Annotated in this window: 22 protein-coding genes and 3 tRNA genes; 11 read left to right on the top strand and 14 right to left on the bottom strand. The window is 71.3% G+C overall.

Translation table 11 applies throughout. The features are described from left to right. From ACRWK7_RS25405 to ACRWK7_RS25395, 3 genes are all read right to left on the bottom strand, one after another. The coding region (locus ACRWK7_RS25405; RefSeq protein ID WP_431854722.1) for a GTP-binding protein at nt 1–121 on the bottom strand (121 nt) is incomplete at its 3' end. A gap of 83 nt (nt 122–204) precedes the next feature. After that, nucleotides 205–278 (bottom strand) — tRNA-Gly (locus ACRWK7_RS25400). Nucleotides 279–343: 65 nt separating this feature from the next. After that, nucleotides 344–429: transfer RNA gene (locus ACRWK7_RS25395), tRNA-Tyr, on the bottom strand. 354 nt (nt 430–783) lie between these two features. Between ACRWK7_RS25395 and ACRWK7_RS25390 the strand changes: the two genes are divergently transcribed. From ACRWK7_RS25390 to ACRWK7_RS25380, 3 genes are all read left to right on the top strand, one after another. Next, nucleotides 784–859: transfer RNA gene (locus ACRWK7_RS25390), tRNA-Thr, on the top strand. 21 nt (nt 860–880) lie between these two features. Continuing rightward, nucleotides 881–1,039 carry a hypothetical protein gene (locus tag ACRWK7_RS25385; protein WP_431859114.1) on the top strand — a complete coding sequence of 53 codons (159 nt, stop codon included), beginning with the start codon at nt 881–883 and terminating at the stop codon, nt 1,037–1,039. 79 nt (nt 1,040–1,118) lie between these two features. Further along, entirely contained in the window at nt 1,119–1,436 is a 318-nt protein-coding gene (locus ACRWK7_RS25380; RefSeq protein WP_431859113.1) for a hypothetical protein, read from the top strand. Nucleotides 1,437–1,535: 99 nt separating this feature from the next. Here the strand turns inward: ACRWK7_RS25380 and ACRWK7_RS25375 are convergent, their stop codons facing one another. Further along, on the bottom strand, nt 1,536–2,114 hold the full coding sequence (locus ACRWK7_RS25375) for a polysaccharide biosynthesis/export family protein (RefSeq protein ID WP_431859112.1): 579 nt from the start codon (nt 2,112–2,114) through the stop codon (nt 1,536–1,538). Between the two features lie 263 nt (nt 2,115–2,377). Then, nucleotides 2,378–3,670 (bottom strand): outer membrane beta-barrel protein, encoded by a 1,293-nt coding sequence (locus tag ACRWK7_RS25370; protein ID WP_431859111.1) that lies wholly within the window; start codon nt 3,668–3,670, stop codon nt 2,378–2,380. A gap of 298 nt (nt 3,671–3,968) precedes the next feature. On the opposite strand from ACRWK7_RS25370, the gene ACRWK7_RS25365 reads away from it, so the two are divergent. The 6 genes from ACRWK7_RS25365 (at nt 3,969) to ACRWK7_RS25340 (ending at nt 9,550) form a co-directional block, all read left to right on the top strand. Next, complete coding sequence (locus ACRWK7_RS25365; RefSeq protein ID WP_431859110.1) at nt 3,969–4,145, top strand: hypothetical protein; 177 nt, start codon at nt 3,969–3,971, stop codon at nt 4,143–4,145. Nucleotides 4,146–4,338: 193 nt separating this feature from the next. Further along, nucleotides 4,339–4,803: a MarR family winged helix-turn-helix transcriptional regulator gene (locus ACRWK7_RS25360; RefSeq protein ID WP_431859109.1), complete on the top strand. Its 465-nt coding sequence runs from the start codon at nt 4,339–4,341 to the stop codon at nt 4,801–4,803. A gap of 108 nt (nt 4,804–4,911) precedes the next feature. Beyond that, nucleotides 4,912–6,126 (top strand): ABC transporter substrate-binding protein, encoded by a 1,215-nt coding sequence (locus tag ACRWK7_RS25355; protein ID WP_431859108.1) that lies wholly within the window; start codon nt 4,912–4,914, stop codon nt 6,124–6,126. A 138-nt stretch (nt 6,127–6,264) separates the two neighbouring features. Continuing rightward, nucleotides 6,265–8,103 carry an ABC transporter permease gene (locus ACRWK7_RS25350; RefSeq protein ID WP_431859107.1) on the top strand — a complete coding sequence of 613 codons (1,839 nt, stop codon included), beginning with the start codon at nt 6,265–6,267 and terminating at the stop codon, nt 8,101–8,103. Further along, nucleotides 8,100–8,843 (top strand): ABC transporter ATP-binding protein, encoded by a 744-nt coding sequence (locus tag ACRWK7_RS25345; protein ID WP_431859106.1) that lies wholly within the window; start codon nt 8,100–8,102, stop codon nt 8,841–8,843. The genes ACRWK7_RS25350 and ACRWK7_RS25345 overlap by 4 nt, the downstream gene beginning before the upstream one ends. Beyond that, on the top strand, nt 8,840–9,550 hold the full coding sequence (locus ACRWK7_RS25340) for an ABC transporter ATP-binding protein (RefSeq protein ID WP_431859105.1): 711 nt from the start codon (nt 8,840–8,842) through the stop codon (nt 9,548–9,550). Before ACRWK7_RS25345 ends, ACRWK7_RS25340 begins: the two co-directional genes overlap by 4 nt. A 109-nt stretch (nt 9,551–9,659) precedes the next feature. Here ACRWK7_RS25340 and otsB read toward each other — a convergent pair whose 3' ends face one another. Beyond that, nucleotides 9,660–10,457 carry a trehalose-phosphatase gene (otsB, locus tag ACRWK7_RS25335; protein WP_431859104.1) on the bottom strand — a complete coding sequence of 266 codons (798 nt, stop codon included), beginning with the start codon at nt 10,455–10,457 and terminating at the stop codon, nt 9,660–9,662. A 414-nt stretch (nt 10,458–10,871) separates the two neighbouring features. Between otsB and nagA the strand changes: the two genes are divergently transcribed. Beyond that, a complete protein-coding gene (gene nagA / locus ACRWK7_RS25330) occupies nt 10,872–12,011 on the top strand; it encodes an N-acetylglucosamine-6-phosphate deacetylase (protein ID WP_431859103.1) in 1,140 nt (379 codons plus the stop codon). Nucleotides 12,012–12,213: 202 nt separating this feature from the next. Here nagA and ACRWK7_RS25325 read toward each other — a convergent pair whose 3' ends face one another. Together ACRWK7_RS25325 and ACRWK7_RS25320 are read right to left on the bottom strand one after the other, a co-directional pair. Further along, the gene (locus ACRWK7_RS25325; protein WP_431859102.1) at nt 12,214–12,447 is read right to left on the bottom strand and encodes a hypothetical protein; all 234 of its coding nucleotides are present in this window, start codon (nt 12,445–12,447) and stop codon (nt 12,214–12,216) included. 131 nt (nt 12,448–12,578) lie between these two features. Then, nucleotides 12,579–13,484: an ROK family protein gene (locus ACRWK7_RS25320; protein WP_431859101.1), complete on the bottom strand. Its 906-nt coding sequence runs from the start codon at nt 13,482–13,484 to the stop codon at nt 12,579–12,581. 189 nt (nt 13,485–13,673) lie between these two features. Here ACRWK7_RS25320 and ACRWK7_RS25315 point away from each other — a divergent pair, with 189 nt between their 5' ends. After that, the gene (locus ACRWK7_RS25315; RefSeq protein WP_431859100.1) at nt 13,674–15,944 is read left to right on the top strand and encodes an ankyrin repeat domain-containing protein; all 2,271 of its coding nucleotides are present in this window, start codon (nt 13,674–13,676) and stop codon (nt 15,942–15,944) included. A 47-nt stretch (nt 15,945–15,991) separates the two neighbouring features. On the opposite strand, the gene ACRWK7_RS25310 is transcribed toward ACRWK7_RS25315, so the two are convergent. The 6 genes from ACRWK7_RS25310 to hyfB form a co-directional block, all read right to left on the bottom strand. Continuing rightward, nucleotides 15,992–16,507 carry an NADH-quinone oxidoreductase subunit B family protein gene (locus tag ACRWK7_RS25310; RefSeq protein ID WP_431859099.1) on the bottom strand — a complete coding sequence of 172 codons (516 nt, stop codon included), beginning with the start codon at nt 16,505–16,507 and terminating at the stop codon, nt 15,992–15,994. Beyond that, nucleotides 16,507–18,072 carry a nickel-dependent hydrogenase large subunit gene (locus ACRWK7_RS25305; protein ID WP_431859098.1) on the bottom strand — a complete coding sequence of 522 codons (1,566 nt, stop codon included), beginning with the start codon at nt 18,070–18,072 and terminating at the stop codon, nt 16,507–16,509. Before ACRWK7_RS25305 ends, ACRWK7_RS25310 begins: the two co-directional genes overlap by 1 nt. A 7-nt stretch (nt 18,073–18,079) precedes the next feature. Beyond that, nucleotides 18,080–19,513 (bottom strand): hydrogenase 4 subunit F, encoded by a 1,434-nt coding sequence (locus ACRWK7_RS25300; RefSeq protein ID WP_431859097.1) that lies wholly within the window; start codon nt 19,511–19,513, stop codon nt 18,080–18,082. Next, nucleotides 19,510–20,172, bottom strand: a complete 663-nt coding sequence (locus tag ACRWK7_RS25295; RefSeq protein ID WP_431859096.1) for a hydrogenase-4 component E — start codon at nt 20,170–20,172, stop codon at nt 19,510–19,512. Before ACRWK7_RS25295 ends, ACRWK7_RS25300 begins: the two co-directional genes overlap by 4 nt. Nucleotides 20,173–20,332: 160 nt before the next feature. Further along, on the bottom strand, nt 20,333–21,289 hold the full coding sequence (locus ACRWK7_RS25290) for a respiratory chain complex I subunit 1 family protein (protein WP_431859095.1): 957 nt from the start codon (nt 21,287–21,289) through the stop codon (nt 20,333–20,335). After that, complete coding sequence (gene hyfB, locus ACRWK7_RS25285; RefSeq protein WP_431859117.1) at nt 21,286–23,298, bottom strand: hydrogenase 4 subunit B; 2,013 nt, start codon at nt 23,296–23,298, stop codon at nt 21,286–21,288. The genes ACRWK7_RS25290 and hyfB overlap by 4 nt, the downstream gene beginning before the upstream one ends. Between the last annotated feature and the right edge of the window lie 262 nt (nt 23,299–23,560).

Here is a 23,560-nt window from a genome sequence, read left to right as displayed (position 1 = left end):
CGCCCGACTCGGCCAGAACCTTCGTGATCGCCGCCGTCAGCGACGTCTTGCCGTGGTCGACGTGACCGATCGTGCCGATGTTGCAGTGCGGCTTGTTACGTTCGAATTTCGCCTTCGCCATTGCCGTATCTTTCGTTCCAGCCGTTCCCGAGACACAGGTATGGGGCCAGCCTGGAGCACAATCGTCCCGGAGGTCGCGCGAGTTGGAGCGGGTGAAGGGAATCGAACCCTCGTCGTAAGCTTGGAAGGCTTCTGCTCTACCATTGAGCTACACCCGCCTGACCCAAGCTCCGCTTCTCGCGACCGTCCGGAAGCACCGCTCCCGGCCTAGCCCTGGAATATATGGTGGAAGGGGTAGGATTCGAACCTACGTACGCTGACGCGGGCAGATTTACAGTCTGCTGCCTTTAACCACTCGGCCACCCTTCCGTAGCCCCGCGCCGGAGTTAACCCCGCCGCGGAGATCGGCACTATGAGAATTTTTCAGGCCTTGTCAACCGCCGTGATCGGGGAATTTCCAGGAAATCGCAAACGGCCCCGCCAGCGCCTCGCCGCACCCCGGCAAAACCGTGTGTTCGCAAGGCCAGCCGCCGTTCCGGCCATGCCCCCCCGTGCCGGCGCCCCGGACCGCCCTGCCCCCTCGGACGGCGAATCACGGCTGCCGCGGCGGCCCCGGGGACGCCACTTCGGGCGAATCACCGCGTGTGCGGCGTAGGCGCGCGGACGGCTTGTTCTTGGCGAGGACCGACGCTAGGTTAGGGCCGCCCACGTTCGCGCGGGTACGCCGGCTTAGCTCAGTTGGTAGAGCAGCAGTTTTGTAAACTGACGGTCACGGGTTCGAATCCTGTAGCCGGCACCATCCGCACCGTAAGGCCCTCCCATGACCGAGCGCGAGTTCACCCTGCTGTTCCTGGGCGTGGCCATCCTCGGCGTGGCCATCGCGCTGCACCGCCAGGGCGCGCTGCGCACCCCCGGGCTGATCACGGTGTTCGGCGCCACCGCCGCGGTGCTGGCGTTCCTGATCTTCACCTACCGCTGAGGGAACCGGCCGCTGAGGGAACCGGCCGCGCGCGGCCCCGGTTGAGTCGGGCGAGACGCCTGGAACCGGAGGTCCGTTCATGGCCGAGTACAAACCGCGCGGCGGCGAATCGCCGGCGCCGCCCACCGCGGACGCGCAACGCCTGCGCCACGACATCGACAGCGGCCGGGCCGGCGACAAGATCCCCGTCGAGGATCCCGCGGCCGCGCCGCTGGGCACCGACGACGAGGCCGCCGGCACCCGCCCCACCGGCGGCGTCCGCCCGCCGCCAGCATCGCATCCGCCGGGGCACCAGAAGGGCAAGGAGATCGGCTCGGCGCGCGGCCTGGGCGTCGCCATCGCGTCGACGCTGGCGGTGGTCGCGGTGGTGCTGGCCGTGGTGATCGTCGCCACCTGACGGGACCGCGTGGGGCGGAACGCGCACGCGGCGGCCCCGCGGGAGGGAGAGGACCCGTCCCGCAAGGCCGCCGCGCCAGGAACGCCCGAGTCGTCCGCCTTAGAAGTAGCGCTCGGGGATGCGGACCACGTCGTCCGGCAGCACCGGCGTGGTGATCGGCGCCTTGTAGACCTCCTTCTTCGGGTCGCTGCCGCGCGAGATGAGGATGTAGTCCTCCTTCGCCCGGTAGGTGTAGCCGCCGGCCATGGCGATCGCCGACAGTGCGGTCATGCCGTTGACGTAGGCGTACTGGCCGGGGTTGCGCACCTCGCCCAGGATGAAGAAGGGCCGGAAGTTCAGTACCTCGACGCTGACCTTGGCGTCCTTGACGTAGCCGGCCTCCAGACGCTTGGCGATCTCCTTCTCGACGTCGCGCGTCGTCTTGTTCTTGGCCGCGACCTCGCCGATCAGCGGCATGGCGACGCGGCCGTTGGCGTCCAGGCGGAACTCGCCGGACAGCTGGTCCTCGCCGAACACGATGACACGCAGCGCGTCACCCGCGCCCAGGCGGTACTCGCTCGCGGTGGGGGCATGGCCCACCGGCTCGGGCGGCGCGTCCTGGCTGGCGCAGCCGGCGACGGCGAGACCGGCACCGACAGCGGCGAACCCGAGCGCGCGGAACAAAGTGCGTCGATTCATCCCAAAACCTTCCCTGGCTCGTGAACCCGGACCGGCGGGCGCGCCCCTGCGGCAAGGCAAGGGGACGTCGGCCCGGTGGTCTCGAATCGCAGCCTAGCAACTCGGATCGAATTGGGAAAAAGTGGAGTCGGAGTAACGCACCCGGAGGAGCCGCATGCCGTGCGAACGGCACAGGCCGCCTATGCCGCACCCCTATGACATCCCACAAAGAAAAACGCCCGCCACAAGGGCGGGCGTTTTCAGCCGGGACTTGGCCTTTACGGCTACATCTGGGCGCCGACGCGCAGGAACACGAGGTTGTCCTTGTAGTCGAGGCCGTTCACGTTCGACTTGCGGGTCTCGTAGGTGTAGCCGCCGGTCAGGTAGAGGTAGCGGTTGACCAGGTAGGTGGCGCCGGCGCCGGCGGTGTAGACGTTGTCGGTGCGCTCGATGCCGGTGAAGTCGTCCTGGCGCCACTGCAGCCGGCCGTTCAGCAGCAGGTTGCGCAGCAGCTCGTGATCGACGCCGAGCGCGCCGATGGTGCGGGTGTAGCTGGAGGCGACTCGGCCGCCCTGGGTCAGGTCGCTTTCGCGCACCGTCCGGCTGGCGCGGCCGGAGACGGTGGTGAGCTGGGTGACCGCCCAGTTCAGCTGAGCGCCGAGCGCGAGGCCGCCGAAGTCCTCCATCCGGGCGTCGGAGTACTTCTTGGACAGGTAGCCGGCGTACACCTCGCCGGTGATCAGGCCGGTGAGGTCCAGCGTGGTGCCGGCCACGATCTCATAGCCGTTGGAGTCGCGGTTGCGGCCGGCGAAGTCGGCGTTCAGACGGTAGTTGGTGCGCGTGTAGCTGCCCTGCACGAAGGGCTGGATGCCGGTGCCAAGGTCGTAGCCGACGCGCAGCGCCGTGCCGTACTCCCAGCGGTCGCGGTCGTCCAGGTTGGCCTTCGGGCCGCCGATCGTCGCCACGTCGTTGTAGCTGTAGTTGGTGGCGGTGGCGCTCAGCCGGGCGCGGATGCGGTTGAAGCCCTGGGTGATCGCCGCCTCGCCGCCGGTGGCGTAGTAGATGACCGGCTCGGCGAACGACCCCAGGCTGAAGGTGCCCTGCCCCTGGGTGAACACGTCCGGGTCCGAACGTCCCTCGTGCAGGCGGCGGTGGAAAACGTCGCCGCTCACCGCGGTCTCGCGCGCCACGTCGTAGCGGCCGTTCAGGTCCAGCCGGTAGTCGTTGTAGTTCTCGCTGGAGAACCGGTGGTAGCGGCCGAAGTCGCCCGAGGCCGAGAAGTTCAGCGCGTGGTTGGTGAAGTCCGAGCGGATGTCGAGGCTCGGCCGCGCGACGAAGATCCAGTCGCTCTGCGTGTTGCGCTCGGTCAGGAAGACGTTGCTGTCGTAGGTCTCGCCGACCTCGAAGCGCGGCAGGAAATTGAAGGAGCCGGCGCGCACGCCGAGCTGCTCGACCTCGGGACGGCGGCGCTGCAGGACGGTTTCGCCGCGCTCCAGCTCCTGCGCGGACGCCGGCATGCCGGTCAGGGCGGTCGCCACCGAGGCGAGGGCGAGGATCGACAGGGACGTGTGCTTCATTTTGGACACCGCGCTTGGGCTCGTTGGCCGTTATTTCTGTATGTCCGCCGACTCGGAATCCCGAAGGCAGTCGCCGCAAAGTCAACCCATACCGTGGTTCCAAGGCAACAGTGAAGCCGCCGCGCCCCGGATTTTGCCCGGCGCTGTGTTGTCGCGGCCACAAGACTTGCACGTTACAGGCGGGCGGAGGCGTCGTCTCGCGCCCATTTCCCACAAAGGTCATACGCCGCCGCCCGCCGCGGGGACGTCACCGGCGCCCGGCTGTTGTCGACGCGATTCCACCACAGGAGAGGCGAGCATGGCGAACCCGCCGGAGGCCCCCGACCACCTCCCCAAATCCCCGAAGCGCCCGGACGACCAGACCAGCCCGCCCTACACGCCGGGCGGCGTGCCCGCTCCACAGGGCGCCCCGCCGCAGTCTCCGGCCGAGGGCACCCCGCCGCCGGACAGCTACCCGCCCAAGCAGCGGCCGTGAGCACGCTGCCCGCTCCCGAGTCGGCCTCACGCATACTCGTGTATGTCGAATTTTAGGGGAGTTTTTCTAAACTGTGTCCCTATGACGCAGGGGTTGGCGTTGCTATGCACACCCACAAGCACTAAACTTCCGTCATAGACCTACCACGTTAGTGATATTCTTCCGGGCAGGTCGGATCGACAGGGGGGACGGCATGCGCGCGACTGCATTGAGGATTCCGTTCGAGGACGATCTGCCCGCCGACGGCGACTATGCCCTGGCCGAGCAGATCAACCATCGCCTCCGGCGCGCCCACCAGCGCGCCAGCGCCATCTTCCTGGAGACGATCGGCGATTTCCAGCTCACCCCCACGCAGTGGGCGGCGCTGGTGACGCTGCACGCCGAGAACGCGCTGTCGCAGAACCAGCTGGGCCGTCTGACCTGCATGGACCCGGCGACCACCCAGGGCGTGATCCTTCGCCTGGTCGATCGCGCGCTGGTCGAGCGCCACCCCGACCCGCACGATCGTCGCCGCACCAGCGTGCGCCTGACGGCGGCCGGCCGGTCGCTGGTGACCGCGCTGATGCCGAAGGCGCAGGAGGCGCACGCGCGCACGCTGGCGCCGCTGTCGGCGGAGGAACAGGACACCTTCCTGGGGTTGCTGGCCCGGCTGATGTAGCCGAATCGTACGGGTACGGCAGCGGAACCGTGACTTTTCGCGTCGGTTTGGTATGAACGCGGGATCCTCCAGGGCTTCCCCTGTCCTCCACGCTCGACGCAGGACGCCATGAACCGCCGCCACATCCTTCATCTCATGGGCGCCGCCGCCGCGGCGTGGTTCGCCGTTCCCTCCCCGGCATCGGCGCAGCAGCCGCCGGTCAAGGTGGGCGAGGTGAACAGCTACACCGGGCTGCCGGCCTTCACGATCCCCTACCGCAACGGGTGGCAGCTGGCGGTCGAGGAGGTCAACGCCAAGGGCGGCCTGCTCGGCGGGCGAAAGCTGGAGGTCGTCTCGCGCGACGACGCCGGCAAGCCGGACGACGCCGTGCGAATCGCCGGCGAGCTGGTCGCCAACGAGAAGGTCGACCTGCTGTCGGGCACCTACTTCTCCAACGTCGGGCTGGCGGTCGCCGACTTCGCGGCCCGCGAGAAGATCCCCTTCGTGGCGTCCGAGCCGCTGTCCGACGCCGTCACCTGGGAGAAGGGCAACCGCTGGACCTGGCGCCTGCGCCCCAGCACCTACATGCAGGCCGCCATGCTGGTGGAGGAGGCGGCCAAGCTGCCGGCCAAGCGCTGGGCCACCGTCGCGCCGAACTACGAATACGGCCAGTCGGCGGTGAAGTGGTTCAAGGAGCTGCTGAAGGCCAAGCGCCCGGACGTCGAGTTCGTCGCCGAGCAGTGGCCGGCCCAGGGCAAGCTGGAGGCCGGGCCGACCGTGCAGGCGCTCGCCGCCTCAAAACCCGACGCCATCTTCAACGTCACCTTCGGCGCCGACCTCGCCAAGTTCGTGCGCGAGGGCGACAACCGCGGCCTGTTCGCCAAGCGCAGCGTGGTCAGCCTGCTGAGCGGCGAGCCGGAATACCTGGAGCCGATGAAGGACGAGGCGCCGAAGGGCTGGATCGTCACCGGCTATCCCTGGGACCAGGTAAAGACGCCGGAGAACACCGCCTTCGTCGAGGCCTACCGCAAGCGCTTCAACGAGCCGCCGCGCATGGGCTCGGTGGTCGGCTACGCCACCTTCAAGGCGATCGCCGCCGCCATCGCGAAGGCCGGCTCGGCCGACCGCGAGAAGGTGCTGGCCGCGCTGGCCGACCTGAAGATCGACAGCCCGTTCGGCCCGGTGCTGTTCCGCGCCATCGACCACCAGTCGACCATGGGCGCCTTCGTCGGCCGCACCGACGTGAAGGACGGCAAGCCCACCATGGTGGACTGGCGTTACGCCGACGGCGCCGCCTACCTGCCGCCCGACGACGTGGTCCGCACGCTGCGGCCGGCGGAGTGAGATCGGGGTGCTGGTGAGGCGCGGAACCCCCTCTCCCCCCTGGGGAGAGGGATGGGGTGAGGGGGTCCTGCACAGCGGACGGTCCCGGTCCCCCGCAATCCCCCTCACCCACCCCTCTCCCCAGAGGGGAGAGGGCTAATGGACTTCTACCTCGTCCAGTTCCTCAGCGGCTTGGCGCAGGCGGCGACGCTGTTCCTGGTGGCGTCGGGGCTGTCGATCATCTTCGGCGTCACGCGAATCGTGAACTTCGCGCACGGCTCCTTCTACATGCTGGGCGCCTACCTCGCCTGGACCTTCGTCGAGCGCTGGGGCTCCGACGCGTTCGGATTCTGGGGCGGCGTGCTGCTGGCGGCGCTGCTGGTGGGGGCGCTCGGCGCGGTGATGGAGGTGCTGCTGCTGCGCCGGCTGTACCGCTCGCCGGAGCTGTTCCAGCTGCTCGCCACCTTCGGCGTGGTGCTGCTGGTGCAGGACGCCGCCTTCGGGATCTGGGGGCCGGAGGATCTGCTGGGCCGCCGCGCGCCGCTGCTGAAGGGCACGGTGGACATCCTCGGCCGCCCGTTCCCGCTGTACGACCTGTTGCTCATCGTGCTGGGGCCGCTGGTGCTCGGCCTCCTGTGGCTGCTGTTCACCAGGACGCGCTGGGGCACGCTGGTGCGCGCCGCGACGCAGGACCGCGAGATGACCGCCGCGCTCGGCGTCGATCAGGCCAAGCTGTTCACCGGCGTGCTGTTCCTCGGCTCGGCGCTGGCCGGGCTGGGCGGCGCGTTGCAGGTCCCGCGCGAGGCGGTGACCCTGCACATGGACATGGCGATGGTGGTCGAGGCCTTCGTGGTGGTCGTGGTCGGCGGCATGGGCAGCCTGCCCGGCGCCTTTCTGGCGTCGCTGCTGATCGGCCAGCTGCAGGCGTTCGGCATCCTGGTGTTCCCGCAGATCACGCTGGTGCTGGTGTTCCTGTTCATGGCCGTGGTGCTGGTGCTGCGCCCCTACGGCCTGCTCGGCCGCAAGGAGGAGGCGCCGCCCCCGGCCGCCGCGGCCGGCCCGCCCTTCGCCCCCGGCGGGCGGCGCACCGGCCTCGCCGCGCTGGCGCTGTTTGCCGCGCTGGCCGCGGTGCCGCTGCTGGCCGGCGAGTACGCGCTGATCGTGCTGACCGAGGTGGCGATCCTGGCGCTGGTGGCGGCCAGCCTGCACCTGCTGGTCGGCTTCGGCGGGCTGGTGTCGTTCGGGCACGCCGCCTATTTCGGCCTGGGTGCATACGGCGCCGCGCTGCTGGTCAAGCATCTCGCGGCGCCGATGCCGCTGGCGCTGCTCGGCGCGCCGGCGCTGGCCGGCGCCGCGGCGCTGCTCGCCGGGTGGTTCTGCGTGCGCCGCTCGGGGCTGTACTTCGCCATGCTGACGCTGGCGTTCGCGCAGATCGCGTGGTCGGTCACCTTCCAATGGTACGGCGTCACCGGCGGCGACAACGGCATCCTCGGCGTCTGGCCGCCGGACTGGGCGGCGTCGAAGGCCGTCTATTACGAGATCACGCTGGCCCTGGTCGCCGCGGCGCTGTGGACGCTGCGCCGCGCCGCCTTCGCGCCGTTCGGCTACGCGCTGCGCGCCGGCCGCGATTCGCCGCTGCGGGCCGAGGCGGTGGGCATCGACGTGCGCCACCATCAATGGCTGGGCTTCGCGCTGGCCGGCACCACGGCGGGGCTGGCCGGCGGGCTGTACGCCTTCGCCAAGGGCAGCGTCTTCCCCACCCTGCTGGCGGTGCCGCAGTCGGTGGACGCGCTGGTCATGGTGCTGATGGGCGGCATCCAGACCGTCGCCGGGCCGGTGGTCGGCGCCGCCGCCTTCCATCTCCTGCGCACCAGCCTGATGGCCACCGAGTACTGGCGGGTGATCCTCGGCCTGGTCATCGTGGCCCTGGTGCTGCTGTTCCCGCAGGGCATCGCCGGCTTCGCCCGTCGCTTTTGGAACCGGGGAGCGGAGGCATGAGCCGCCTCGTCGTCGACACCCTGGTCCGCTCCTTCGGCGGCGTGCACGCGGTGCGCGGCGTTTCGTTCCGGCTGGAGGCCGGCGAACTGCTGGCGCTGATCGGCCCGAACGGCGCCGGCAAGACCACCTGCTTCAACCTGCTGAACGGCCAGCTGCGCCCCGACTCGGGCAGCATCCGGCTGGACGGCACCGAGCTCGTCGGGCTGGAGCCGCGCCGGATCTGGAGCCTGGGGGTGGGCCGCACCTTCCAGATCACCGCGACCTTCGCCTCGATGACGGTGCGCGAGAACGTGCAGATGGTGCTGCTCTCCCGCCACCGCCGCATGCTCGGCCTGTGGCGCCCGGCGGCGCGGCGGTACCGCGACGAGGCGCAGGCCGTCCTGGACCGCGTCGGCATGGGCGGGCAGGCCGAGCGCCCGTGCGGCGTGCTGGCCTACGGCGACCTCAAACGCGTCGAGCTGGCCATGGCCATCGCCAGCGCGCCCAAGCTCCTGCTGATGGACGAACCCACCGCCGGCATGGCGCCGGGCGAGCGGCAGGAACTGATGGCGCTCACCGATTCGCTGGCGCACGAGCAGGGCATGGCGGTGCTGTTCACCGAACACGACATGGACGTCGTGTTCGGCCACGCCGACCGCGTCATCGTGCTCGACCGCGGTCAGCTGATCGCGGAAGGGCCGCCCGACGCCGTGCGCGCCGATCCGCGGGTGCAGGCGGTCTATCTGGGGAACGCCGCATGAGCGCGCTGCTGAGCGTCGAGGGGCTGCACGCGTGGTACGGCCGCGCCCACATCCTCCAGGGCGTCGGCCTGACGGTGGGGCGCGGCGAGGTGGTGGCGCTGATGGGCCGCAACGGCGCCGGCAAGTCCACCACCATGAAGGCGGTCATGGGCCTGGTGCCGGAGCGGAAGGGCCGGGTCGCGTTCGCCGGCACCGACGTCTCGGCGTGGCCGCCGCACCGCATCGCGCGGCTCGGCCTGGGCTACGTGCCGGAGGACCGCCGCGTCTTCGCCGAGCTGACCGTGCGCGAGAACCTGGAGGTCGGCCGGCAGCCGCCGCGCACCGGGGCGCCGCTGTGGACGCCGGACCGCCTGTACGCGCTGTTCCCCAACCTCGCCGAGATGAAGGACCGCCGCGGTGCCCGGATGAGCGGCGGCGAGCAGCAAATGCTGACGCTGGCCCGCACGCTGATGGGCAACCCGTCGCTGCTGCTGCTCGACGAGCCGTCGGAGGGCCTGGCGCCGCGCATCGTGCAGCAGATGGCCGACGCCGTGCGGACGCTGAAGGCCGAGGGGCTGTCGGTGCTGCTGTCCGAGCAGAACCTCGGCTTCGCCGCCGCCGTCGCCGACCGCGCCGTGGTCATCGAGAAGGGCGTCGTGCGCTGGGACGGGGCGATGGCGGCGCTGCTGGAGGATGCGGAAGCGCGGCGGGCGTATCTGGCGGTGTAGGGCGCATCATTGGTCCCCCACCCAACCCTCCCCCACTGCGCGGGGGAGGGCCCAAGTTCCTCCCCCCGTCGAAGATGGGGGAGGTTAGGAGGGGGGCCCAACGCGAAGACTATCCCACCACCCCCGCCAGCCTCTCCAGGAACACCCGCACCTCGGCCGGATCGCCCAGGCTCCACTCCGCCGCCGTCTCCGCCGGCCGGTCCATCACCCGGATGCCGATCCCCCGCCCGGCGAGCGCCCGGAAGGCGTCCTCGTCGGTCTCGTCGTCGCCGATGTAGACGGGCACGGCGTCGCCCAGACCCAGCGCGTCGATCAGCGCCAGCACCGCCCGCCCCTTGTCCCACGGCAGGTTCGGGCGCAGCTCGTGGATCTCCTTGCCGCCGGTGACGCGCAGTTCCGCCTCCCCCGCCGCGACGGCGCGCACCGCCTCCGCGACCGCCGGCTTGGCGCCGGGCTCCACCAGCCGCGTGTGCACCGCGATGGCGAAGCGCTTGCGCTCGACCAGCGCGCCCGGCACGGCCGCCAGCCGCTGCCGCAACGCCGAGTCGGCGCGCTCCAGCGCCGGGGCGTACTCCAGCCCGATCTGCGTGCGCAACCCGGGGCCGCGGATGTCGAAGCCGTGGCTGCCGGCGTAGACCAGCCCGTCCAGCCCGACCATTCCCGCCACGTCGTCGAGGTCGCGCCCGCTGACCACCGCCACCGGGCACAACGCCGCCAGCCGCGCCACCGCCGCGCGCGTGGCGTCGTCGATCCGGGCGCGTTCCGGCCGGTCGACGATCGGCGTCAGCGTGCCGTCGTAGTCGAGGAACAGCGCCGGGCGCCGGCCGGCCAGCGCCGTCAGGAACGCCGCGAAGTCCCGCCCGGCGGAGGGCGGCGTGTGGTGCTGGGTGGGCCTTGCCTCGGCCATGCGGGAGCCTCCGTGTCCTTGGGTCCACGACACATCCAACACCGGGCGCTGTAATTATGTTTCCAAATGGATCGCCGGGCCGCGCAAGTTGTGGCGCCGCAGCAACAGCATCGCCCCAAAAGCGACGGCCCCTTAAAAGGGGCCGTGCTTCGGTGTTGCCACACCTTGGTTTCCTGGTATTTTTTGCAGCGCAGCAAGAGATTGCTGCTTCGCCCTTCTTGGGCGTTTCCTCCCTAAAACTCAGGCCGCTGAGCTTCAGCGGCCTTTTTTCTGCCATAAGCTTGGGCGATCGGCAAGCCCTGACAAAGGGAATAATCCCACCGTACCAAGGCTCTGGCCGTTGCGGCCTTGCCGAACGCGCAGGGTGTGGGTTAGCTGGGCGGACAACCCATGCCGAATGGATGGTGAGGCCCCGTGGACGCCCTGCTCGACGCCCAGATCCACACCGGCAACGCGGTGCTGACCGACTCCGCGGTGCTGATCGAGGGCGGCTCGATCCTCGGCATGGTGCCGCGGTCCGAAGTGCCGGCCGGCGCGGCGCGCAATAGCCTCGGCGGCGGCGTCCTGGCGCCCGGCTTCATCGACCTGCAGGTGAACGGCGGCGGCGGCGTGCTGTTCAACGATCGGCCGGACGTCGAGGGCATCCGCGCCATCGTCGCCGCGCACCGCCGCTTCGGCACCACCGCGCTTCTGCCCACCTTCATCACCGATTCGCGCGACACACGCGCCCGTGCCGTGGAGGCCGTCGCCGCCGCGCTGGCGGCGGGCGAGCCCGGCGTCCTGGGCATCCATCTGGAAGGCCCGCACATCGACGCCGGCCGCCGCGGGGTGCACGACGCCCGCTTCATCGCCCCGCCGGACGAGGAGGATCTCGCGCTGATGACGCGGCCCGGCCTCGGCCGCACGCTGGTCACGCTGGCGCCGGAAACGGTGCCCGCCGGGGTGATCCGCGCCCTCGCCGCGCGCGGCGTCCGGATCTGCGCCGGCCACACCGCGGCGACGTGGGAGCAGATGGAGGCCGGCATCGAGGCCGGGGTGAGCGGCGTCACCCACCTCTACAACGCCATGAGCCCGCTCGGCCACCGCGAGCCCGGCGCGGCCGGCGCGGCGCTCGCCGACGACCGCCTGTGGTGCGGCATCATCGTGGACGGCCACCACGTGCACGACGCCGCGGTGCGCCTCGCCTGGAAGGCCAAGCCGGCGGGCAAGCTGTTCCTGGTCACCGACGCCATGCCGCCGGTCGGGGCGCCCCCCGGCGACTTCCACTTGTACGGCGCGACGGTGACCGTGCGCGACGGCCGCTGCGTCAGCGCCGACGGGCGTCTGGCCGGTTCGGCGCTCGACATGGCGGCGGCGGTGCGCAACTGCGTGCGGCGAATCGGCATCCCGCTGGACGAGGCGCTGCGCATGGCCGCCGCCTACCCCGCCGATTTCCTGGGCGTGGCCGACCGCCGGGGCCGCCTTCTGCCGGGTCTGGCGGCCGACCTCGTGCACCTGGACGACGACCTGAGGCCCCTGGCCACCTGGGTCGCCGGAAAAATGGAGCGGTGCTGAATCGGGGGCTCCCCCCGCCGCGCGATCCGGCGTATAGAAGCGTCCGAACCCGCTGCACCCCTTACAATCCTGGGAGTCCCGTCATGGACATCGCCCTGCTGGCCATCGCCGCGATCTTCTTCTTCTGGCAGACCATCAGCGACTGATACTGCCCGGAAAGAGCCCCCTCCCCCGCGGTGCGGGAGAGGGGGAGGCTCCGCTCTTATTCCACGCTGCGGACGACCCGCAGCGTGTCGCGCGTCTCCAGGCTGCCGTAGGCAGTGTTCAGCAGACGCAGCGTCTCCATGATGGCGCCGATGGCCTCGTTCACCTCGTCCGCGCCCTGGGCGTGCGGCGACGGCAGGGCATCCAGCACCCCTTCCAGCTCCTCCACGGCGTCCTGAAGCGACACGCAGGCCTGCTCCAGCCGACGGCGCGGCGGCTTGGCGTTTTCCATACCGCGATATGCAATTCGGTTTGCAATCTGCAACGCGTTCAGTTTCGCCACGCGCTCGAATCCGCCATTTCCGTGAATCATAGGGCACCGCTCTCCGTGTGGTGCGCCGATTCCCGCAAACATCGTGCCAATCAGCGGTTGTCTTTTGGCCACAGCCAGGCACCGCCGCGCATGCCGCTCTCGGCGCCGTGCCGGGCCCGGACGATTCTCGTGCGCGGCACCGGCGCCAGCGTGTGGCGGCCCAGCCGCACCGACGCCGCCTCGGCCAGCCCGGGCAGCTGAGACAGCCCGCCGCCGATCACCACCGCGTCGGGGTCGAGGATGTGCACCACCACCGCCAGCGCACGCGCCAGCGCGTCGGCGTGACGGTCCAGCGTGGCGCGCGCCGCCGCGTCGCCGGCTTCGGCGCGCCGGGCGATCTCCGGCGGGTCCAGCGCCTCGCCGCTGTGCCGGAGGTGCAGCCGCGCCAGCCCGGCGCCGCACAGCAGCGTCTCGACGCAGCCCGGCCGACCACAACCGCAGGGTTCCGCCGGGCCGTCCTCCGCCTCGTTCCGCCAGGGCAGTGGCGTGTGCCCCCACTCCCCGGCCAGCGCGTTGGCGCCGGCCAGAATGCGCCCGCCGGCCACCAGCCCGCCGCCGACGCCGGTGCCGAGGATGGCGCCGAACACCACGTCGCACCCGGCGGCGGCGCCGTCCACCGCCTCAGACAAGGCGAAGCAGTTCCCGTCGTTGGCGATCCGCACGCCGCGCCCGCAGCGCGCCGCAAGATCGGCGGCGAAGGGTCGCCCGTCCAGCCACGGCAGGTTGACCGCCCGCACGGTCCCGGCCGCCGGATCGACCACGCCGGGCAGGCTGATGCCGACGCCGCGCGCCGGCCCGGCGGCGCGCTCCAGCGCCGCCACGGCATCGGCCAGAGCCGTCAGCGTGGCGTCGTAGGCGCGCGGCGTGTCGGCGCGGGTGCGGGCGCGCTCCACGCCCTGGTCGTCGAGGGCGACGGCGGCGATCTTGGTGCCGCCGAGGTCGATGCCGATGCGCATGGAACAGGCTCGGGGTAAGGCGTGCGGGGGCGGCAGCCTATACCGCGCCCCCGGCGTCCGGCCAGCCCTACCGTGGTGCCCCGCTCCCCCGGAAGAGGGTGGGCACAGCCCGTTTGCACCGTCGCACAGGGCGAGGCCGTCACTAGACTCAAGGTCGGGTCTCGAATTTGCACAGGCCGACGCAGCTCCATGGACCGTTACGCTCAGCAGCCTTCGCCGCGCCGCGGCGCCGCTCCCCTTCGCCCCGATCAGCAGGAGGCGTACGACGGGCTTCTCCTCGCCCTGCTCGCCCGCAAGCGTCTGATGGTGCTGGCCGGCGGCACCGGGACGGAGCGCTCCGACGTGTTCGCCCGCGTCACCGGTCAGGTGACCGCCGACGGATCGCTGGTGCTGCCGGTGGTGGCGCAGCACGGCATGCAGGTGGAGGATCTCGTGGCCGCCGCCGCGGACGCCGCCGGCATCCGGCCCGCCGGGGAGGAGGCCGACTTCGACGCGCTGATCGGCGAGCTGGAAAGCCAGCTCGACCTCGCCGGCAGCGGCCTGCTGGCGGTGGACGACGCCCATCTGCTGACCCCGGCGACGCTGACCGACCTCGCCGACCTCTCCCGGGCGGAGACCGCGAGCGGCCGCTTCCTGCAGATCCTGCTGTCCGGCGCGCCGGAGCTGGAGCGGCTGCTGTCCCACCCGGCGCTGCAGCAGGCGGTGCGCGACCTCGGCGTCATCTACCGCCTGATCGGCGACGCCCCGCCGTCGGCGGCGCCGCAGGATCCCGGCGACGCGGCCGTCACCCCCATCAGCTTCAACCGCACCTACCGCCCGCCCGCCGCCGTGCCCGAACTGGTTCCGGAGCCCGAGGCGCGTCCCGCGTCGGACTGGACGGTGCCGCCCTCGCTGGGCGTGGCGCCGCCGCCCCGCCGCAGCCGCGCCGGCACATGGGCCGTGGCGGCGCTGGTGCTCGCCGTCGTCGGGGCCGGCGCGGTGGTCGCCGTCCAGCAGTTCGGGGAGGACATGGACGTCGACCGCACCGCCGCCGACCTGCGCGGCAAGGCGGACGCGCTGTGGGCCGACGCAAGCGCGACGGTCGGCGCGTGGTCGCGCGACACCTTCGGCTGGCCGCCGGGCGGTGAGAACGGCGACGCGCTGGCGCTCGAACGCAGCCGCTACCCGGGGTTGACCGACCTGCCGCCGGCCGCTCTCCCGCCCACCGGTCTTCCGCTGCCCGAGCCGCGTGCCGGCGACCGCGTCGCCGCGCTGCCGCCACCCGCCCAATCTCCCGCCGGCGAGCGCCCGCAGGCCCGCCCGCCCGCCGCCGAGCCGCCGGCGTCCGCTCCGGCGCCGCTGGTGCCGCCGCTGCCGCGCACCGAGTCGGCGCCGGACGCCGGGCCGCTGCCGCCGACGATCATGGCGCCCTCGGCCACGGCGCCCCAGGTCGCGCCCGTACCGCTGCCCGAGGTTCCGTCTCCGCCGACCTCGCCATCCGCGGTCGCCGTGGCGCCGGCCCCGACGCCGGGCGCCCCGGCGCAGAGCGCCGCGCCGGCCGAGGGCGTCACCGAGCGCATCCAGGCGCTGGTCGAGCAGGCGCGCCGCCAGATGGCCGGCAAGCGCCTGACCACCCCGCCGGGCGACAACGCCAACGAGACGGTGCAGCGCATCCGCGAGCTGGCTCCGGATTCGCCGGAGATCCCGGCCCTGGTGGCGGCGATGGTGGACACCTACCGACGCTGGGCGGCCTACGCCGAGAAGGACGGCAACAGCTCCGAGGCGCGCCGCTATCTGGAGCGCGCGTTGGTGGTCAGCCCCGACGACCCGGCGCTGCGCGCTCAGCTCAAGGGCGAAAGCACTGCCTCCAGGCCGGAGCCGGCCAAGCTGCCGCCCTCCGAAGCGGCCGACGGCTTCGCCGATCAGGAGGCGACGCTGGCGATCCTCGGGCAGCCGGCGACGCTGCGCGCCGTGCTGGCGGCCGGGCACGACCCGAACAAGCGGCTGGAGAACGGCAAGACTCCGCTGATGCTGGCGGCCGAGGCCGGGTTGCGCGACGCGGCGCGCCAGCTGCTGGAGCGCGGCGCCAACGCCAACCTGCGCACCCGCGACGGCGCCACCGCGATCATGTACGCGGCGTGGAACGGGCGCGACGAGATCGTGGCGCAGCTCGCCGACGCCGGGGCCAACGTCAACGCCGGCAATGACGACGGCAAGACCGCGCTGATGGCGGCGGCGGCGCGCGGCCATGCCGGCGTGGTGCGCGCGCTGCTGGCGCGCGGCGCGGTGGTCGACCGCGCGGCCAACCACGGCTGGACGGCCCTGATGTACGCCGCGCATGCCGGCAACGAGGCCGTCGTCCGCCTGCTGGTGGACGCCGGCGCCAACCCGAACCGCACCGACCAGATGGGCAACTCCGCCATCACGCTCGGCCGCCAGCAGGGGCACAACCAGATGGTCGGAACGTTAATGGGGCGGTAGTGAAGTGGAAGCCCTCCCCCGCCTCCGGCGGGGAAGGGCTCAGATCGTCACGCGCTGGTCTCCAGCAGCGCCAGCAGGCCCGCCAACAGCTCAACCGGGCGTGGCGGGCAGCCGGGGATGTGCAGGTCGACCGGCACCACCTCGGACACGCCGCCGGTCACCGCGTAACCGTCCCTGAACAGCCCGCCGTCGATGGCGCAGGCGCCGCAGGCGACCACCCACTTGGGGTCCGGCGTGGCGTCCCAGGTGCGGAGCAGCGCTTCCCGCATGTTCTTGCTCACCGGGCCGGTCACCAGCAGCACGTCGGCGTGGCGCGGCGAGGCCACGAAGCGGATGCCGAAGCGCTCCAGGTCGTAGACCGGGTTGTTGAGGGCGTGGATCTCCAGTTCGCACGCGTTGCACGAGCCGGCATCGACCTCGCGGATCGACAGGCTGCGGCCCAGCCGCGCCTGCGCCGACGTCCGGACCCTGGCGCCCAGCTCCTCCAGCGCGTCGCGCGACGCGGGCGGAGCGTCTTCGGTGACCGGGCCGCCGCGCAGGGCCTTGAGGATGTGCGTCAGCATCAGAGGTCGTGCCCGGAATAAGAGCAGTTGAACGACTTGTTGCAGATCGGGAAGTCGGCCACGATGTTGCCCTCGATCGCCGCCTCCAGCAGCGGCCACTGGAACCAGGACGGGTCGCGCGGGTGGCAGCGGTCGATGGTGCCGTCGCCGTTCACCCGCACCCACACCAGCACCTCGCCGCGGAAGCTCTCCACCAGCGCCATGCCTTCCCTTGGGCCCTCACCGCCCGCACCCTCGACGGGCACGCGCGGCAGCGGGCGCTCGCCCTTCTCGTTGCGCGGCGCGCCGGGCATGCGCTTGACGATCTGCTCGACGAGGCCGAGGCTCTGCTCCACCTCGCAGATGCGGATCCAGACGCGGGCGTTGACGTCGCCCTCGGTGCGCACCGGCACCTCGAACTCCAGATCCTCGTAGGGCGCGTAGGACGGGCTGCGCCGCGCGTCCAGCCCGCGCCCCGAGGCGCGCCCGACGTGCCCGCCGGCGCCGAAGCGGTTGATCAGGCTGCCCGACACAACGCCGGTGCCCACCGTGCGGTCCTGCAGGCTGGCCTTGTTCTCGTAGACCGCCACCAGCGGCGGGAAGCGGCGGCGCAGCTCCGCCACCAGCTCCAGCACCCGCACCGGGCCGTCCTCGCTGATGTCCACGGCGACGCCGCCGGGCACCACGCGGTCCATCATCAGCCGGTGGCCGAAGCAGGCATCCGCCGTGCGCAGCACCAGCTCGCGCAGCCGGCCCAGCTCCGCCAGCATGAAGGCGAAGGCGGCGTCGTTGCAGACGGCGCCGATGTCGCCCAGGTGGTTGGCGATGCGCTCCAGCTCGGCCATCAGCGCGCGCAGCCACACGGCGCGCGGCGGCACCGCGACGCCCAGTGCCGCCTCCACCGCCTGCGCGAAGGCCAGCGAGTACGCCACCGTGCTGTCGCCCGACACCCGGGCGGCGAGCTTCGCCGCGTCCTCGACCGGCTTGCCGCGCATCAGCCCCTCGATGCCCTTGTGCACCCAGCCCAGCTGCTCCTCCAGCCGCACCACCGTCTCGCCGTTGCAGGTGAAGCGGAAGTGGCCGGGCTCGATGATGCCGGCGTGCACCGGGCCGACCGGCACCTGGTGCAGCCCCTCGCCCTCGATGGGCAGGAAGGTGTAGGGCGGCGGGTTCGGCATGGGCGCCGCCGGCTTGTCCGACAGCGGCCGGCGCACGCCCCAGCGGTCGTGGTCGAGCCACGGGCGGCCGTCGGTCAGCCGCTCCGCCGTCAGGCCGAACAGGTCCTGGATGGCGCGCTCCAGCCGGATGGCGCCGGGGCGCGCGGCACTCAGGCTGGGGAAGGTGCCGTCGGGGCAGTCCAGCGAGACGACGGCGAGGTCGCCCGCCATGTCCTCGCGGATCGCCGCGTGCACCGTGCCGGGCTCGGCCCACAGGCCGAGCAGCGACCACGCGTTGCCGCCCAGCGCCTCGATCATGGTGCGCCAGCCGCCCGCCGTGGTGGTGTAGCGCGGCCAGGGGCGGTGCCCCTCGACCGGCTTGCCGATGCGCCGCAGGAGACCGAACAGGGGATCCTCGCCGAAATACATGGCCCGCTTACCCCAACAGATGCGCGACGGTCTGGAACCACGCCACCAGCGGCCCCGGCAGCCAGACGCCGGCCACCAGCACCAGCCCGAGATGCGCGTACAGCGGCACCAGCGAGCCGTGGATCGGCGCCGACTCGCCCTCCGCCTCGCCGAAACACAGCTGCTGCACGCGCAGCACCAGCGCGCCGAAGGCCAGCAGCACGCCGGCGGTGAGCGGCAGCGCCAGCAGCGGCTCGCGGGCGAAGGTGGAGGTGATCAGCAGGAACTCGCTCATGAAGATGCCGAAGGGCGGCAGGCCGGCGATGGCGACCACGCCGATCAGCAGGCCCCAGCCCAGCGCCGGGTGGCTGATGGTCAGGCCGCGGATCTTGTCGATGGCCTGCGTCCCCTTGGCCTGGGTGACGTGGCCGACGGCGTAGAAGATCGCCGACTTGGTCAGGCTGTGCATGGCCATGTGGAGCAGGCCGGCGAAGTTGGCCAGCGGCCCGCCCATGCCGAAGGCGAAGGTGATGATGCCCATGTGCTCGATCGAGCTGTAGGCGAAGAAGCGCTTGATGTCGCGCCGCCGGTACAGCATGAAGCCGGCCAGCGTCAGCGACGCCAGCCCCATGGTCACCATCAGCGGCCCCGGGCTGAGCGCCGCCCCGTTGGCCGCCAGCAGCATCTTGAAGCGCAGCACGGCATACAGCGCCACGTTCAGCAGCAGCCCCGACAGCACGGCGGAGATCGGCGTCGGCCCCTCGGCGTGCGCGTCCGGCAACCACGCGTGCAGCGGCGCCAGCCCCACCTTGGTGCCGTAGCCGACCAGCAGGAAGACGAAGGCGAGGTTGAGGATCGCCGGATCGACCTTGGCGACGAACGTCATCAGCTCGGTCCAGGTCATCGCCGCCATGCCCGGCCCCATCACCGGCTGGGCGGCGAGGTACATCAGGATGGTGCCGAACAGCGCCAGCGCGATGCCGACGCCGCACAGGATGAAGTACTTCCAGGCCGCCTCGATGCTCGCGGCGGTGCGGTACAGGCTGACCATCAGCACGGTGGTCAGCGTCGCTCCCTCCACCGCCACCCACATGACGCCCAGGTTGTTGGCGCTCAGCGCCAGCAGCATGGTGAACATGAACGCCTGGTACATGGCATGGTAGAAGCGCAGGTTCAGCGGCTTCAGCTTGCCCGCCGCGATCTCGTGCCCGATGTAGGTGGCCGAGAAGATCGAGGTGGTGAAGCCGACGAAGCAGGTCAGCACCACCAGATAGATGTTGAAGGCGTCCACCACGAACAGCGCGTCGGCGCCCGGATCCTGCGTGAACAGCAGCAGCGACAGCAGCAGCGTCGTCCCCGACGCCGCCACGTTCAGCCACGCGCCCAGCCGGTAGCCGGGCACCAGCGCCAGCACGCCCGCGGACAGCAGCGGCAGCGCGACGATGCCGTAGATCGGGCTCAATGGCTTTCCCCCCGGAAGGACTCGATCTTCTGCATGTCCAGCGTGTCGAAGCGCTCGCGGATGTGGAACAGGAAGATGCCGAAGACGATGAAGGCCACCATCACTGAAAACGCGATGGACATCTCGACCACCAGCGGCATGCCGGCGACGCCGACGGCGGCAAGGATCAGCCCGTTCTCGATGGACATGAAGCCGACCACCTGGCTGACCGCGTTGCGCCGGGTGATCATCATCAGCAGGCCGAGCAGCACCACCGAGAGCGACAGCGCCAGATCCTCGCGGGTCAGGGCCGAGGCGCTCTCGGTCACCGGCATCACCAGCAGGATCGACAGCGTCACCAGCGACACGCCGGCCAGCATGGTCAGGCCGACCGACAGCGCCGGCTCGATGGCACGGTGGATGTTCAGCTTGACGACGATCCGGTGCAGCGCCACCGGCATGACGATGGCCTTCAGCCCCAGCGTCAGCAGCGCGGTGACGTAGAGGTGCGGCGCGTGCTGGATGTAGCCCTGCCACGCCGCGGCGGCCGACAGCGCCAGCGCCTGCGCGGTGAACACATGCAGCAGCGCGAACAGCCGGCGCTGGTAGAGCAGCGCGAAGCTCATCAGCAGCACGACGGCCCCCAGCAGGTGCGCGGCATCGTACCCGAGATCGTGCATCACACCCCCCTCGCCGTCATTTTTGCCGTCATCCCCGCGGAGGCGGGGATCCAGCGCTCGCATCCGCGAGCCATATGACTCATGTCGCCGCTGCCGCGGCTCACGCTGGATCCCCGCGTTCGCGGGGATGACGGGAAGGGAGACGTCCCGACGCCCGTCATCACACCCCCCGCGACACGTAGAGGAAGATCGCCCCCAGCAGGCTGAGCAGCAGCGCGCCGCCGAGGAACTCGCCGACGCGGAAGACGCGCATCTTGGCGATGGAGGTCTCGAACACCGCCAGCAGCACCCCGGCCACGCCCAGCTTCAGCACGAAGGTTACGAGCCCGCGGATCACCGCCGCGCTGTCGGCCCCGGGCCCGGCCATGCCCCACGGCGCGAAGACGCAGCCGATCAGCGCGGCGTAGAGCAGCAGCTTGAGCATGCTGGCGCCCTCGATCAGCGCCAGATGGCGGCCGGAGTACTCCAGCACCATGGCCTCGTGCACCATGGTCAGCTCCAGGTGCGTGGCGGGGTTGTCCACCGGGATGCGGGCGTTCTCGGCGATGGCGACCATCACCAGCGAGATCAGCGCCAGCGCCAGCGAGATGCGCAGCCCCACCGCGCCCGACATCATGAAGTCGGCGATCTCCGCCAGCGAGGTGGTGCGCACCAGGATCGCCACCGAGAACACCACCATCAGCATGGCCGGCTCGGCCAGCGCCGCGATCATCATCTCGCGGGACGAGCCGATGCCGCCGAAGCTGGTGCCCACGTCCATGCCGGCCAGCGCCAGGAAGAACCGCGCCGACCCCAGCAGCGCGATCAGCGCGATCAGGTCCGCCGTCGGGGCCAGCGCCAGCTGCGTCGAGAAGGTCGGGATCAGCCCCGCCGCCAGCCAGATCGCCGTGAACATGATGTACGGCGTGGTGCGGAACAGCCAGGAGGCGTTGTGCGCCAGCACCGCCTCCTTCTTCAGCAGGCGCAGGATGTCGCGGTAGGGCTGCAGGATCGACGGCCCCCGCCGCGCCAGCAGCCGCGCCTTCACCCAGCGCACGAACCCGGTCAGCCCCGGCGCCAGCGCCAGCACCACGAGCATCTGCACGATCTGCAGGAAAATGGAGGTCACAAGGGTCATCGCTGCGTCACCGCCACCATGACCAGCAGCACCACCAGCGCGAAGAACATCAGCATCAGGTAGCGGCGGATCGTCAGGAACTGCAGACGGTTCACCAGATCGGCCAGCCACTCCACCAGGCGGATCAGCGGGGTGAACAGCCCGTGCCACGCCGGATCGGTCCAGGTGACGTGGAAGCGCGCGGGCCGCGTGTCGCCCGGCTGCGGCATGTCCACATGGTCGCGGGCGCGGAACACCGTGGAGCCGAAGGCGCGGCGGATCGGCTGGCCGAAGCTCGAGGCCGTGTACTGCGTCACCGCCAGCGGGTCGAGCCCGTCATAGCCGCAGCCCCAGGGGATGGAGCGGCGCACCTTGGCCGACGCCCAGCGGTGGATCGCCACCACCAGCAGCAGCGACAGCGCGCCGATCACCAGCGCCATGACCAGCCCGTTGTAGGAGTTGCCAATGGCCGAGGTCGGCGCCAGCCAGAGCCAGGGCTGGTAGGCGCGGTCGTCGAACGGCCCGGCGTCCACCATCAGCCGGGTCGCCGGCTCGAACAGCCGCAGCAGCGGCGTGGGCAGCACGCCGAGCAGCACGCACAGGACCGCCGGCACCGCCATGCCCAGCCGCATGGCCGAATTCACCTCGCGCGCCTCCCCGGCTTCCTTGCCGCGCGGCCGGCCGAGGAAGGCGGTGCCGTACATCCGCACGAAGCACGCCGCCGCCAGCGCCGCCGCCAGCGCCAGCGCCGCGCCGATCACCGCGATGAGGATCTTCAGCGACCATTGCGGCAGCGCCGGCCCGTTGAGGATGGCCTGGAACAGCAGCCACTCGCCGACGAAACCGTTGAGCGGCGGCAGCGCCGAAATCGCCGCGGCGCCGACCAGCATGAACGCCGCCGTCACCGGCATGCGGTGGATCAGCCCGCCCATGCGCCCGAGGTCGCGGCTGTGCACCGCGCACAGCACGGCGCCGGAACCGTAGAACAGCAGGCTCTTGAACAGCGAGTGGTTGATGACGTGCAGCAGCGCCGCCGACATCGCCAGCGCCGCGATCACCGGCACGTGCGCCGCCTTGAACACCAGCGCCATGCCCAGCGCGGCGACGATCACCCCGATGTTCTCCACCGTGGAGTAGGCGAGCAGGCGCTTCAGGTCGTCCTGCAGCATGGCGTACAGCACGCCCATGATGGCGGTGATGGCGCCCAGCACCAGCATCACGCCGCCCCACCACCACAGCGGCTCGCCGATCAGGTCGAACAGCACGCGGGTGATGGCGTAGACGGCCACCTTGGTCATCACGCCGGACATCAGCGCCGAGACGTGGCTGGGTGCCGCCGGGTGCGCCAGCGGCAGCCAGACGTGCAGCGGCACCAGCCCCGCCTTCGATCCCGCCCCCACCAGCACCAGCAGCACGCCCAGCGTCGCCGCCCAGCCCTCCGGCGCGTGGCTGCGGATGGCGTCGAAGCGGTAGTCGCCGTGCGCCCCCGCCAGCAGCCCGAAGGCCAGCAGCAGGCAGGCGGTGCCGAAGCTCGCCATGATCAGGTAGATGCGCGCGGCGCGCGGCGTGTCGGGATCGCGGTGGGTGGACAGCACCAGCAGCCAGGAGGCCAGCGACATGAACTCCCACGACACCAGGAACCCGAAGGCGTCGTCGGCGATCAGCACCGCGTTCATCCCCGCGATGAACAGCGGGTAGAGCGGCAGCACCGGCCCGCTCCGGGCGTCGTGGTGCGCCCGCTCGTAGCCCCAGCCGAACAGGCTGGCGGTGGCGCCGGTCAGGTTGACGACCAGCAGGAACACCGCCGACAGCGCGTCGGCGCGCACGTGCGCCGTCATCCACGGCAGACCCAGCGGCAGTGCCAGCGCCTCGGTTCCGGCGCCGCCGGCCAGCGCCTGCACCGACCACAGCGCCAGCAGCGCGCACAGCGCCCCGGTGCCGCCGTAGACGATCCCGCGCGCGAACGGAATACGGGATGCCGCCACCCCCGCCGCCGCCAGCAGCAGGAGACCGACGATTGCTGAGACCACGAGAGCCAAAGCCGCGGACCTATGAAAGGAGTACGCACTTAGTAAGGATCTTTCCCCCTGCTCGTTGCAAGGGGAAAAACTGTGGCTCGGCAATTTGCCGCGGTGTTGCTGCTGGGAGAAAGGCGGGCCGGTCTGCTCCCCTCCGCACCTCGTGCCTGTTCACGGCGCATCCAGCGTGCTTCCACCGGTTCGCACGCTCGTTTTGCCGTCATCCCCGCGAAGGCGCATGGGCGCTAAATTAGCGTCCTGGACATCGCTCCAG

It is taken from the genome of Azospirillum sp. (assembly GCF_050789165.1).
Note: the sequence above shows the minus strand (reverse complement) of the source record. Positions and strands in the feature narration are given on the sequence as shown.